This is a genomic window from Pseudomonas fluorescens HK44 (assembly GCF_000217955.3).
Taxonomy (GTDB): domain Bacteria; phylum Pseudomonadota; class Gammaproteobacteria; order Pseudomonadales; family Pseudomonadaceae; genus Aquipseudomonas; species Aquipseudomonas fluorescens_AQ.
This window is the reverse complement of the sequence record NZ_AFOY02000008.1, coordinates 261824-273959: the sequence shown is the minus strand read 5'-3', so window position 1 is coordinate 273959 and position 12136 is coordinate 261824. Positions and strand designations below refer to the sequence as shown.

Below are 12136 nucleotides of genomic sequence, written 5' to 3'. Positions count from 1 at the left end.
GATGTGAGGCGATTCACTGGAAGGCCAAAATCGAGCAAATTCAGAACGGTAAGTTTTCTTCTCCAATTAGATCTGGTTCAACTTGAGGCTTCGGCATCAGAGCTTGATGAATGCTTTCGAGTCGAACCTGCAGTTCATCGAACGTCACCACCAAAACGTACTTCAGACCGTTCCGATATTGCTCAAAGGCACGCTGTTTATTTTCTTCGTTTGGGGTGCGCCCAATAATCACGGTGGCCGCAACCGCATGGGCGTAAACGCGCTCTTCTAGGTCATACGCCAAGCCGTAAATTTATCGCTGCACATGGCTGTGTTGGCTGATGATCTGGGCGACTGAGCCGCTAAGCTCGTAGGACGGGGCATAGGTCTTTCGGTAGGGTTTCCCAAGCAGGTCGAGCTGGGGATGCTTGATCTCTATCAGGGCGAAATTCCCGGTGGCCTTCGCTGCCATGAGGAAGTCAGAATATTGGCCGCCTCGACCATGGAAGCTCTTTCCACCTCATAGGGCTGATCTGCGATTTTCTTTACGGGATACCCAAATGCCATGCCGAGAACAAATGGATTCGGGAGCGACCCTAGCCTGTCATCACCACCCTTTCGAGGTGATGATGACGGAAGAATCAAATGGGCTGGGTGTCGGTTTTCCGACTGTTCTGGCTGAGTAAGTACGTTATTCTTGGGTCTCCAGTCCAAGAACCTCCTTGACTGCTACTTTGAGTGCCGCGTCGATCTCATCCTCAGGCATGGAGAAGGAAGGCAAATTCTCCAAATTGTTGGCTTCCGATGCATCCGGAACTGTTGTCAGATACTCATCATCGTAGATAACTACTTCAGCGCCTTTGTGATATTTCTTTTCTTTCATGACAGCAGTTCTGAATGAAGCAGAGTCAGTTTTAATCAGATCAACGACGAACGATCTGGTCGCAAGAAATAAACCAGCTAGCTTTCTGTCGGCATCACGCCCAACCATCAACCACTCGATATGTTCGTGCTGCTTAGAATAGGAAACACCAAAGATCAAATACTCAGTCATGGGAAGATCCGCATCCTGCCGCCCGGGATTGGGCCGCTGAATGATTGGGGCCTAATTCTACTTTTCAAGTCCGGGAGTCAAGGGACGATCCATGCAAATGGCTTACGCGCCTCAAAAATACAGGCAAGCAGAAAGAGAAATTTTATCCATATTCCTAAGCCTTATCCTTGTGACCTGCTGTGTACCTGCTGCAAGACACGCCAGGGTGAGCGGTCTCCCTGGCACTGAAAAAGATTCAATAGCCGCATTGGGCGCTGGGTGCCTCAAGCTTGCCTGTTCCGCTCCATTATAAAATCAGTGAAGGCATTCGCGGGATTGTGACCACCCTCATCACCAGCCCTCCCGAGCGCTTCTGCGGTGACATCTGTCGTGGGCCAAACACAGCCGCTAACGAAATCATGCATGCAGCCCAGGCCATCCAGCTTCATGAAGAACTCATCATTGGTTTCGCCCTTTTGCCGCTTGGTGTAGTAGTACGAGAGCGCACTCGTGAGCACGTCGGTAAGCTGGATACCATCAGAATCGTGTGAGGCACTGAAAGCCAACGTATTCAGCCTCAAGGGCAACTCAATCTGGGCGTTTCCGAAACCAATCACTTGTTGCTCTTCAGCCTGCTCTTCGAGCTCGGCGATTGCCGTGAAAAAATCGGCCTGCCGCTCCAGTGGCTCCGAGTCATCGCATATCGCGTCAAACCGGGCGTGCTGCCTTCCCCACTCAACACAGAGCGAAAAGAAAGCCGGGATCGCAGGGTTGAATGTACTCTTGGGCAAATCTTCGAGGGCATCCCGGACAATCACCGAGGTCATGGACAGCACTTCGAGCTCCCACTCCATCGGCAGCGTGCGCTGTGCGGCAGCTTCTTTCATCACCTCCAAATACTCGTAGAACGCCGTGATTGCTTCCTCACTCTTCTCGCCGCACATGTCGAAGTAGACGGAGAGGAATTGATCGAAGCAAGCATCCCCCACTGCCAGGGGAAGGCAAGCGAAGAGCATGTTGCTCAGAGCGATGTTCTGGCCGTTTTCATAGAGGTTGAACTTGAAGTGGTAGTAAAGCACCGGCTCCAGGAGGTCATCGATCACCTTGGTCAACAGCATGAACCGCTTGTGAAACACCTGTGCCTTGAAGCGCTCAGGCGTCACCAAGTCGGACTGGAATAGCTCAATGATCCGATCTTGCCCTCGCCCAGACTTTCGAAGCTTTTTGAAGTGGATTTCAGGGGCCTGCCTGGAGCGCAGCGGGCGCAGGAGCTGCTCACACTCTTCAGCGCTGAAATCACATGAACCAAGGATAAACAATGGCTGATCAAGGTCGGCCAACTGCCGCCCGGTGTTGCCCGACTCGTCGAAGTAGATTGTTGCCATTTCGCTGCCCTGATTTATGACCTACGCCGAGTATTAGGCTAAAGCCGGAGGAAGGAAAATAGGGCCATGGAGGAGCCGCTTCAGAGCGTGTAGGCAAGGTAGCCGTAGTCAACCATACAAGCTGCTTACCCGGAGCCCGGTGACTAGGTAGCGTGGCGCTTGATCCGGCTCGGGTTCAGGATAGGAAGATGATGCGGAGTTGGGTTCCCTTTTCACGTTATAGGCGAAAACACGGCCACCTGGTCAGCTCCACATCCGGGTTCCCTGACACGGTCGCACCTACACGGATCGAAGGTCGACGAAATGACATAACCATCAACGACAACGACGGACATTCCGTAATGTCCCCAAAACGGGACATTAGCGAACGTTTCGCGGGTTAATGACCCCAAAAGGGGTCATTATGAGTGACGTCGCTTTTAGATAGCTAATCTGAACTCCTGGCCACACACCATCTGCAACCTAAACTCAAGTTTTTGTTAAACCGCAGGTAGCAGCCATGGTTACTTTGGGCCAAATTCAGTTACGAGGATTCTGCACTCTTAATCCAGACTCGGTCAAAGAGTTCCTGAAGCCCCATGCTGGTAGAGGAAAACAAGAGGATCAATGGCATGAAACTCTTGAACTTTATGATGCATTTTTGACAGTCACCGGGTTTGACCCGACTACTCCATGCCTAGACGACTTCATTGCCCTTAGAGGGTTTATGAATGCGGAGATGGAATACTCCGAAGATGCCACCAAAGACATTGCATCGCAGCTGTGTGATATATTCATCCGCGCAAACGTACTAAGTGAGACAGAGGCTTCATTAGTTCTGAGCGAGGCACAACTACAGTGCAACAAAAAATATTTGGCACGTGAACCTTCAAAGACCCAGCTGCTAGTTTACCAATCGCTATTCTCAACCAAGGAACCGGGCTGCCCCGCATACGTAGATTTCGCCTCCCTTGGCTCCGCACTCAGCGACTCATCTTTGCAATTCCTGAGCAACTTGCTCTCAAATTATCTTGCCTCACTTACTTGTGAACAGGCTACAACAGATGCCGGACTGATAATCGGATTAGCGCAAGGCCTGCTGTATCAAAACCCTGGCATTGACTTCGGTGACATCCACCTCCCTGCGACGAGCTCAACAGAATTCATTTCAGTCGCTCGGGCCAGTGCAGAATGGCAAATGCATGGTGCTGGTTTCTTCCGTGAGGACGTGGCTGAAAACTGGAAGTATGTCTCTACTGTGATCCTAAATTTTTTTGTAGCTAATAATGTCCTCCATCTTGATAAAGCCGGTCGTCGATTGCTAGCACCCAATTAACTCAGTACTGCAGGATCTCGGCAGAGCGTTCTCGTGAGCCCCACCTCGACCCTGAAACCGTTCCCTTGGTGCAGCTACCGAGTGACCTTGGTGCGAGCCACCTCGTCCCTGCAGAGCCTCGGATTCAGTCCTACATAAGGCATCGGCACCGAGCACCTTGCTCCCTATCGATGTGTTTGCAAACCTTGTCCCCTCGGGCCTCAGATACTCCACCAAAACGCAGGTGTCCAGCTAGAGCGCCCTTGTGGAGCATTATGCGGAATCTGTAATATCACTCTGCTGGCACTCACTGCCGAGTGACCAACTGCCATGGAGAAAGGAATGTTCGGCTTCTTGAAGGTTATCGCAGGCGCAGGGGGAACATTCACAGCCCTAGGAAACTCTGAAAAAGACTTCCAACTCTGGTGAAATACCCCCTCACACGAATCGACCGGTTGAGCCCCGATGAAACAGATGTCCTTCGCCGATGCCGAGTATGCCGGCAAACGTAAGCAAACCCGCCGTGAGCGCTTCCTGATCGAGATGGATCAAGTCGTGCCCTGGAAGGGGTTGATTGCCTTGATCGAACCGCATTATCCAAAGGGTGAAGGCGGTCGTCCGGCGTATCCGTTGCTGGCCATGTTGCGGGTTCATCTGATGCAGAACTGGTTCGGCTACAGCGATCCGGCGATGGAGGAATCGCTGTATGAAACGATGATCCTGCGTCAGTTTGCAGGGCTGCATCTGGATCGAATTCCTGACGAAACCACGATCCTCAACTTCCGCCGCTTGCTGGAGAAGCATGACCTGGCGGGCGGGATTTTGCAGGTTATCAACGGTTATCTGGGTGAGCGTGGATTGATGTTGCGCCACGGAACGATAGTGGATGCGACGATCATTCATGCCCCCAGCTCAACCAAGAATAAAGACAAGAAACGCGATCCCGAGATGCATCAGACCAAGAAAGGAAATCAGTACTATTTTGGAATGAAATCCCACATTGGCGTCGATGCGGATTCGGGCTTGGTTCATAGCGTGGTCGGTACTCCTGCCAACGTGGCGGACGTGACACAAGTGGATCAACTGCTTCATGGGGAAGAGGTTCACGTCTGTGGCGATGCCGGTTACACCGGGGTGCAGAAGCGCCCGGAACATCAGGATCGCAAGATGATCTGGTCGATTTCTGCACGGCCCAGTTCGTACAAAGAGCATGGCAAAGACACGGTGATCGGCAGTGCGCTACGCGGAATTGAGTATGCGAAAGCGCAAGTCAGAGCCAAGGTTGAGCACCCATTTCGAGTGATCAAGCGCCAGTTTGGCTATACGAAAGTGCGCTTTCGTGGTCTGACGAAAAACATCGCTCAACAGACGACGTTGTTCGCCTTGTCGAACTTGTGGATGGTGCGAAAACGATTGTTGAATGCAGGAGAGGTGCGCCTGTAATGCGGGCTAATCGCCCTGAAACAGCGCGATTAGAGGAAAAATCATGAATTAAAGAGTGGAAAGGTCTGCTTTTCGACCAAATCAGCGTTTTTTGAACCTCACGCAGAGAAGGCATCAAAAATCGGTGGGTACTTCAGAACTTCCCTAGGAGCTGCCATGTTTTACTCGATGTACGCCGGTTGGTTCAAGTCTGACTTGCTCAAAGGCTTGCCAAGCGATTCCATCTACAAGCTGTTCCTATACTCCCTTGGGAGTTGTGTATTCTGTTTTGTTTTATTAGCAGCCTTGCAGGCGTTCAGCAGAAAACCGGCAATTTCCGCCTCGTCAGATAACAGCTCGACTACGGTTGTCTCCACGGGTCGCGGCAAAGTTACTGTACATAAGAAATGAGCCTCTTAACGCCAGACATTGAAGCTACGGCATCGAACGGCGGGTTAACTGTAGTCAGCACCGGGAGCGGGGGTGTCACGGTAGCAGCAACTCCAGCTGCTATCTCGTCCTTGCTAAATCCGCTTCTGATGAAAATTGTGTCGACTCATACCCCATATGATGAGATCGCAGACGTCGAGATGGATTACCGTGGCGTGGATGAAAAAATCGAGCACAACAATGTCTCGGTTTATTCAGAAGTCATAATCGATAACGTTGGCTACATGGAACTCATTGAGAGCCTTATTTTAACTATCGATGACGAAGAGCCTGGCGCACAAAAAAGATTCCTCTACGCCATTAATCAGAAATACAAAGTCGCTAGACGCGAATTATTTATGCGACAGAGTGTCAAGCCGGTTACCGCAGAGCAAAAGCTGAACGTAATCCGAATGGGATCAGACGAACTTGTATTGAAAGTCTCCGAACTTATAGTGGACATCAAAACAGGTTTCTACGGCATTCCATCTGAGCTTATTGAATGGGCCAGACAACTAATTGTTTGCTATGGCTTCATTCACTGCAAAATATTGGAGCCACCTCAATGATCATTCAGAATACCAGCTCTCCGCTCAAGAGCCTTTACATCATTGGTGGACGGATACTTATGGTCTTAAATTCTAGTGAATTTGGCACCATGAGCCCCCTGGCACTCGTAGAAAGATACCAAGAAAGATTTGAACGCATTTCTTTTGCTTACATTCTGTACGCGCTCGACTGGCTTTACATCAGTGGATATGTAGAGCTCACGAAGCAGGGTGACATTTCCTTATGCAACTAATTAATCTGTCCGTATTTGATGGAACCGTATTGATACGCACTATTAACTTTAAGGAAGGGATAAACATAATTACCAACCTGGGAGAGACTGGCAACCAGATCGGTAAAAGCACGTCACTTCGAGCGCTGGCGTTTTGCTTGGGCAGTAAATTTGAACCGCTTTGGAAAGATCCAGACAACAACAAAGTCAACGACAAAGTCAAAGAGTTCCTTACCAAAGGCGATGTAAGGTTTGAACTGACTTTAAAGATTGCCTCTATCACTCACACTATCACTCGAGTGCTCTCAAAGAAAATAGGGCCACGCCGCGAGACTATCATCGTTTCCAGCACTATCGATGGTGTAGTACATAAAAGCGGCGCATCTTTCACTCGCGAACTGCCACACCTGTTTGGATATACGAGAGAGCAGCCCAAATTCAACTCAATTCGAAGTAAATTTTTCCGCACTAACAGAGCCACTAGCAACAACACGCTGAAGTATTTAAACACCTACACAAGCGACAATGAATACGACCTAATATACGCTTTTCTTTTTGACTTCGAATTTATTGATTCCGTTCGTCAGATCAACCTAATTGAACACCAAATCCAATTAGAAGACAACCGGGTCAGAACACTGCTTGGCGGCTTGTCACTGGAGACACGCCAGGAAGATATTTATGAGATCGATTCAAAAATTTCCGAACTGCAAATCAAAGAAGATAAATACGACATCTTTGAATCGCAAAGCTATGCCATCTCCGAACTTCGTGAATCTCGAAGAAGCGTGGCAGCATTAACATCTCGCATTGTAAACCTGGAAACAAAGCTATACTACAACAACAAAACAATTGAACGCTACAAAAACAACCTAGTAGAGATAAACGTAGGGGAGATCACGGCGCTCTACAATGAGGCTAAATCATTAGTACCAAATCTGAGCAAAACACTAGAAGAAACAATTGAATTTCATAATTCAATAATGAGTCGCAAGGCTGCTTATGTTGAAGAGATGTCCGCAGAGACGTCAGATGAACTCGATGACTTAAGATCAAGTTTAGAGCGACTACTAGCTGATGAAAAAAACAAGGTAAAAGATCTTTCCAGAGACAGCCACGTCAGCGGTTTGATTCTAGTTGAAAAGCAGATGCAAGACTTGCGGGAAGCTCGAGGCCGGCTTGCTTATGTGATAAGCGAGGTAGAGCTTTCCAGCAAGAGAATAACAGATTTTGAAAAAACAGTTGAAGTAGTGAAGCGAAGTATCGCAGTCCACTTCTCAGATCTTAATTCAAAGCTTGATGTTTTCAATGAGGCCTACGCCGAAATCACCAAACGACTGTTTGTTACTCACTACAACGAACTGGTTGTTTCAGCCGGCCAAGATGGCAAGGCAGACTTTTCAATCAGTAACGAAGAACTGAATACAGGTGACGGTGTTCCTAGGGCGGCAGCCATGGCCTTCGACATGGCCTACGTATACTTCGTCAATAGATTTAAATCCAAGCTGCCTGCTTTTACTGTCCAAGACTATCTCGAGGTTGTAGACGAAGACAAACTAACCAAGCTGTTCAATTTCGCCAACGAGAAGAAAATCCAGACTATTGTAGCCATATTGAATGACAAGCTAGGTGGATTCGACAAAAAATTTCTAGAAAAAATACCATCCTTGAACTTACTAAGGACGAGAAGTTTTTTAAACTTTAGCAAGTCTTCATTTGGCACAGAAAAAGGGGCGCAAAGGCGCCCCTAGTTCATTCGCCAGCTGATTAAGCCATCAGTCTCCAATGCTCCAGCCAGAAGTGATTGGGTAGCGACGGTCACGGCCAAAGCCACGCTCGGTCACACGTGGGCCCACCGCTGCTTGGCGTCGCTTGTACTCGTTCAGGTCAACCAAGCGAATCACCTTCCGCACAACCTCCTTGTCGAAGCCCTTTTCGGTGATGGCATCGGCGGATAAGTCGTGCTCGATATACAAGCGCAGAATCTCATCAAGAACTGGGTATGGAGGCAGGGAGTCCTCGTCTTTCTGATCAGGAGCCAGCTCAGCGGATGGCGGACGATCAATGACGCGTTGCGGAATGACATAGCCCAAGGTGTTACGGTATTCGCAGAGGCGGAATACCAGAGTCTTCGGAACATCCTTCAGGACGTCGTACCCACCAGCCATATCACCGTACAAGGTCGCATACCCGACAGCCATTTCACTCTTGTTGCCGGTGGTCAGGACGAGATACCGCTTCTTGTTGGAGATCGCCATCAGCATGGTACCGCGACACCGCGCCTGGAGGTTCTCCTCGGTCGTGTCCTTGCCCAGACCTTCGAACATTGGCGCAAGCGTGGTTAGGAAGGCTTCAACCATGGACGCTATGGGTAGTACGCTGTACTTCACACCCAGAATGTCGGCTTCTTCTTTCGCATCGTCTTGGCTCATCTGGGCCGTGTAGTGGTACGGCATCATCACGGCTTCAACGTTTTCGGCGCCCAGCGCATCAACAGCAACAGCCAGCACCAGCGCCGAGTCGATACCGCCAGAAAGGCCCAGCACAACGCCTTTGAAGCCATTGCGTCGCACGTAGTCCTTAACACCGGCGACCAGAGCCTTGTAGACGCTGGCCTCAAGGTTCAGAAGGTCAGCGGTCTGAGCCGGAACCGGCACCAAGGCACCTTCCTTGATCTCAAAATCCGAGACGAAGAGTCCCTCTTCGAAAGCAGGGGCGCGCTGAGTGACCTTTCCGCCGCGATCCACCACAAAGCTATTGCCGTCAAACACCAACTCGTCTTGGCCACCAACCTGATTGACGTAGACCATGGGGATGGAGCATTCGCTGGCACGCTTCGCCAGCAGCTCTTCACGCTCAGCCTGCTTCCCACGATGGAACGGTGAGGCGTTCAGGGTAAGCATGATCTGAGCACCGGCATCACAGGCCTGCTTGAGAGGCTCGGAGAACCAGATGTCCTCACAGATGGTGATACCGACCGACACGCCGAAGAGATTGACCACGCTGGGGCCGCTGCCTGGCTCAAAGTACCGCTTCTCGTCGAACACACGATAATTGGGTAGGCGCTGTTTGTTGTAGCGGGCGAGTTCTTTGCCGTCCGAGATCACGGCGCAGCTGTTATAGCGTGCTCCATCCTCGACCCATGGGAAGCCGATTACAGTCACGATGCCTTGGACAGCGTCCTTGATATGCTGCAGCGCCTTTTCGATCCGGCTCTGCATGCTGGAGCGAAGGAGCAGATCCTCTGGTGGATAACCACAAAGGGTCAACTCAGGGAAAACGATGACCTGGGCTTTAAGGTCGTCGCGTGCCTTGCGGGCGGCTTCGATGACCTTCTCAACGTTGCCGTACACATCCCCGACGCGGATGTTCAGCTGGGCCATTACCACTCTCAAGCGTTGCTCCATGGTTCCTCCAGAAATGCCTAGATCGAGATCGGCAAGATGCAACGCTGTCCTGACATCTGCGATCAAGGGAAGCACCATCTGAAGCACCCTGCTAAGCGAGAGGCTATCGGACTACTGCTAGCCATTACGGCTGATTGAACTTGGGTCAGGCGCTGCCCGGTGAGTAACGGGGCATCTTGCAAACTAGGACATTATGCCCTATCCAAGCTCTGCTCCCTCGACCGAATTTGGGTGGAGCTCCAGAAGGTGAAGCTTTCCAATTTTTCGTATTGGGCAAACGTAAATTCTGCACAAAAGCGAAATCAGTTACTCAATCAGTAAACACAATGGATTGGGCACTATTCCGGGGGGAGGAAGGTGATGGGCTTCTTCACCAAATTCGGTGACGGCGCCTGCGACCTCGCACCGCTGAGCGGCCTGGTGAAAAACCAGGTCCGGGCCATCGCCCGCAGCTTCGGTGCGCCGGAGTCGCTGGTGGAAAAAATCCCGACTGCCGACCTCGAGGACCTGTCGCCCGGCAAACCGGATGAAGCGTCCCACGGCGTGACCTACGCCGAAATCGATGCCTTCCTGCACGGTGAGCCGGTGCGTGAAGAGGCGTTCAAGATCATCTGCGATACGTATCGTAAAACTCATCACAAGCGGGTGATGCCGTTTGCGCCGTAAACCGGTGAAATGAAAAAGGCCACTGAGGAGTTTTCCTCAGTGGCCTTTTCTTTGCGTCAGAGCGGCTTACTTCAGGACGACAGCGCCTTTCATCATCGAGTTGTGACCCGGGAACGAGCAGAAGAACTGATAGCTTTCGCCAGCGGTCAGCTTCGATACGTCGAAGGTCACCGAGTCTTTCTCGCCGGCACCGATGATTTTGGTGTGGGCGATAATGCGAGTGTCACCCTCTTTCAGGTAGTTCTTGTCGATGCCGGCGGCCATGCCATCGGTAGTGATGCCAGCCATGTCTGCGGTTTTGCTCAGCACCCAGTTATGACCCATGACGTTTTTCGGCAAGCTGCCGGAGTGGGTCAGGTTGACGGTGAAGGTTTTGCAGCTCTTGTCGATGGTGATTGACTGGGTATTGTAGGACATCTGATCGGTGGAGTCGACATCGACCTTGCACTCTGCAGCCATCAATTGGCTGCTGGCCAGTGTCAGCAGGGATACCGCAACGAGTTTGGCAAACATGGTGAATCTCCAAGGCAGGGTTAACAAAATCCGTAGGGCATAAAGACTGCCTGAAATTTCTGCAAGTGCCTATGACCTGAATCAAGAATTGTATACAACTTTCAGGCTATGACATTGATCGAAACAATTAACCGGCCAGACCTCTGGCGCGCACCTATGATCGGCGTGTCACCTCATTCTGGAGCGCCTGTCATGTTCTTCAATAGCCTGTTGTGCAGTTTGCTCGCCGCCTACGCCTGTGGCGCCAGCGGCACATATGAAAGGCCTCGCTGCGAGGATTAGCCCTTGGAACGCCCACGGTCAGCCATTACTCTGGGGCCATCACTGACCATGGAGTAAAGCATGTCTTTAGCGTCTGTTTGTGTATTTTGCGGCGCCAGCACAGGCACTGACCCGGCGTATCGGCAAGCGGCGATCGCCCTCGGTCAGGAGTTGGCCCGGCGTAAGCTGACGCTGGTGTATGGCGGCGGTGCTGTCGGCTTGATGGGAATCGTCGCCGATGCGGCGCTGGCCGCGGGTGGCGAAGTGATCGGGATCATCCCCGAAAGCCTGAAGAACCTGGAAATCGGCCACCCCGGCCTGACGCGCCTGGAAGTGGTCGACGGCATGCACGCACGCAAGGCGCGCATGGCCGAGCTGAGCGACGCGTTTATTGCTCTGCCGGGCGGCCTCGGCACCTTTGAAGAACTGTTCGAAGTCTGGACCTGGGGCCAGCTCGGCTATCACGGCAAACCGCTGGGCTTGCTGGAAGTGAACGGTTTCTACAGCAAACTCACTGCTTTTCTTGATCATGTCGTCGGCGAAGGCTTCGTTCGCGAGCATCACCGTGACATGCTGCAAATGCGCGAATCGCCGCAGGATCTGCTGGATGCACTGGATGCCTGGCAACCGTTGGTAGCACCCAAATGGGCCGGGCAAAAACCCAGCTAACCCTTGCCCCCGGTTTAAAGGCAGAATACGCGCCGCTCAACCTCACCTTCGACCCCAGAGGATCGCCCATGGCTAAACCTAATTACTCCTTCGCCAAACGTCAAAGAGACCTGGCCAAAGAGCAGAAGAAAGAGGAAAAGTTGCAACGCAAGAAAGCTGCCGCCGATGAAGAAGCCGGCGCACTGAACCCCGATGCAGAAGGTGAAGTGGTTGCTGATGACGCTGTTGAAGCACCGAAAGATCAGGCGCCCGACGCCTGAGACCCACAGGGTTTGATGTTCTGATCAGACCCACCGG

At 51.5% G+C, this 12136-nt stretch carries 13 protein-coding genes and 1 pseudogene; 8 read left to right on the top strand and 6 right to left on the bottom strand.

The window, feature by feature from the left end; translation table 11 throughout:
- Positions 1–40: 40 nt before the first annotated feature.
- The 4 genes from HK44_RS07755 to HK44_RS07740 all read right to left on the bottom strand — a co-directional run bounded on the left by HK44_RS07755 (position 41) and on the right by HK44_RS07740 (position 2397).
- Positions 41–283 (bottom strand): hypothetical protein, encoded by a 243-nt coding sequence (locus HK44_RS07755; protein WP_141651684.1) that lies wholly within the window; start codon positions 281–283, stop codon positions 41–43.
- Positions 284–292: 9 nt separating this feature from the next.
- The gene (locus HK44_RS30450) at positions 293–451 is read right to left on the bottom strand and encodes a Shedu anti-phage system protein SduA domain-containing protein (RefSeq protein WP_019691530.1); all 159 of its coding nucleotides are present in this window, start codon (positions 449–451) and stop codon (positions 293–295) included.
- Between the two features lie 219 nt (positions 452–670).
- Positions 671–1033, bottom strand: coding sequence for a DUF3892 domain-containing protein (locus HK44_RS07745; protein WP_019691529.1), 363 nt, complete (start codon positions 1031–1033; stop codon positions 671–673).
- Positions 1034–1296: 263 nt separating this feature from the next.
- The gene (locus HK44_RS07740) at positions 1297–2397 is read right to left on the bottom strand and encodes a DUF3800 domain-containing protein (RefSeq protein ID WP_019691528.1); all 1101 of its coding nucleotides are present in this window, start codon (positions 2395–2397) and stop codon (positions 1297–1299) included.
- Between the two features lie 499 nt (positions 2398–2896).
- On the opposite strand from HK44_RS07740, the gene HK44_RS07735 reads away from it, so the two are divergent.
- From HK44_RS07735 to HK44_RS07720, 5 genes are all read left to right on the top strand, one after another.
- Entirely contained in the window at positions 2897–3712 is an 816-nt protein-coding gene (locus HK44_RS07735) for a hypothetical protein (RefSeq protein ID WP_019691527.1), read from the top strand.
- 444 nt (positions 3713–4156) lie between these two features.
- Positions 4157–5134 (top strand): IS5 family transposase, encoded by a 978-nt coding sequence (locus HK44_RS07730; RefSeq protein WP_024264756.1) that lies wholly within the window; start codon positions 4157–4159, stop codon positions 5132–5134.
- 386 nt (positions 5135–5520) lie between these two features.
- Positions 5521–6111 carry a hypothetical protein gene (locus tag HK44_RS07725; RefSeq protein WP_019691526.1) on the top strand — a complete coding sequence of 197 codons (591 nt, stop codon included), beginning with the start codon at positions 5521–5523 and terminating at the stop codon, positions 6109–6111.
- Positions 6045–6344 carry an ABC-three component system middle component 6 gene (locus HK44_RS30290; protein WP_347249265.1) on the top strand — a complete coding sequence of 100 codons (300 nt, stop codon included), beginning with the start codon at positions 6045–6047 and terminating at the stop codon, positions 6342–6344. Before HK44_RS07725 ends, HK44_RS30290 begins: the two co-directional genes overlap by 67 nt.
- Complete coding sequence (locus tag HK44_RS07720; protein ID WP_024264800.1) at positions 6335–8074, top strand: DUF2326 domain-containing protein; 1740 nt, start codon at positions 6335–6337, stop codon at positions 8072–8074. Before HK44_RS30290 ends, HK44_RS07720 begins: the two co-directional genes overlap by 10 nt.
- A 24-nt stretch (positions 8075–8098) precedes the next feature.
- Here HK44_RS07720 and HK44_RS07715 read toward each other — a convergent pair whose 3' ends face one another.
- Positions 8099–9730, bottom strand: a complete 1632-nt coding sequence (locus HK44_RS07715; protein ID WP_024264799.1) for an NAD+ synthase — start codon at positions 9728–9730, stop codon at positions 8099–8101.
- 354 nt (positions 9731–10084) lie between these two features.
- On the opposite strand from HK44_RS07715, the pseudogene nadE reads away from it, so the two are divergent.
- Positions 10085–10396: pseudogene (nadE, locus tag HK44_RS07710) on the top strand (NAD(+) synthase); the annotation flags it as partial.
- A gap of 66 nt (positions 10397–10462) precedes the next feature.
- Here nadE and azu read toward each other — a convergent pair.
- Positions 10463–10909 (bottom strand): azurin, encoded by a 447-nt coding sequence (azu, locus tag HK44_RS07705; protein ID WP_019691522.1) that lies wholly within the window; start codon positions 10907–10909, stop codon positions 10463–10465.
- 342 nt (positions 10910–11251) lie between these two features.
- Between azu and HK44_RS07700 the strand changes: the two genes are divergently transcribed.
- The gene (locus HK44_RS07700) at positions 11252–11839 is read left to right on the top strand and encodes a TIGR00730 family Rossman fold protein (protein ID WP_019691521.1); all 588 of its coding nucleotides are present in this window, start codon (positions 11252–11254) and stop codon (positions 11837–11839) included.
- A gap of 68 nt (positions 11840–11907) precedes the next feature.
- Entirely contained in the window at positions 11908–12099 is a 192-nt protein-coding gene (locus HK44_RS07695) for a hypothetical protein (protein ID WP_019691520.1), read from the top strand.
- Positions 12100–12136 lie beyond the last annotated feature (37 nt).

What these genes read in the sequence shown, in the direction of transcription:
- HK44_RS30450 (WP_019691530.1), bottom strand. Translation starts at nt 451, where the DNA reads ATGGCAGCGAAGGCCACCGGGAATTTCGCCCTGATAGAGATCAAGCAT.
- HK44_RS07745 (WP_019691529.1), bottom strand. Translation starts at nt 1,033, where the DNA reads ATGACTGAGTATTTGATCTTTGGTGTTTCCTATTCTAAGCAGCACGAA.
- HK44_RS07740 (WP_019691528.1), bottom strand. Translation starts at nt 2,397, where the DNA reads ATGGCAACAATCTACTTCGACGAGTCGGGCAACACCGGGCGGCAGTTG.
- HK44_RS07735 (WP_019691527.1), top strand. Translation starts at nt 2,897, where the DNA reads ATGGTTACTTTGGGCCAAATTCAGTTACGAGGATTCTGCACTCTTAAT.
- HK44_RS07730 (WP_024264756.1), top strand. Translation starts at nt 4,157, where the DNA reads ATGAAACAGATGTCCTTCGCCGATGCCGAGTATGCCGGCAAACGTAAG.
- HK44_RS07725 (WP_019691526.1), top strand. Translation starts at nt 5,521, where the DNA reads ATGAGCCTCTTAACGCCAGACATTGAAGCTACGGCATCGAACGGCGGG.
- HK44_RS30290 (WP_347249265.1), top strand. Translation starts at nt 6,045, where the DNA reads ATGGGCCAGACAACTAATTGTTTGCTATGGCTTCATTCACTGCAAAAT.
- HK44_RS07720 (WP_024264800.1), top strand. Translation starts at nt 6,335, where the DNA reads ATGCAACTAATTAATCTGTCCGTATTTGATGGAACCGTATTGATACGC.
- HK44_RS07715 (WP_024264799.1), bottom strand. Translation starts at nt 9,730, where the DNA reads ATGGAGCAACGCTTGAGAGTGGTAATGGCCCAGCTGAACATCCGCGTC.
- azu (WP_019691522.1), bottom strand. Translation starts at nt 10,909, where the DNA reads ATGTTTGCCAAACTCGTTGCGGTATCCCTGCTGACACTGGCCAGCAGC.
- HK44_RS07700 (WP_019691521.1), top strand. Translation starts at nt 11,252, where the DNA reads ATGTCTTTAGCGTCTGTTTGTGTATTTTGCGGCGCCAGCACAGGCACT.
- HK44_RS07695 (WP_019691520.1), top strand. Translation starts at nt 11,908, where the DNA reads ATGGCTAAACCTAATTACTCCTTCGCCAAACGTCAAAGAGACCTGGCC.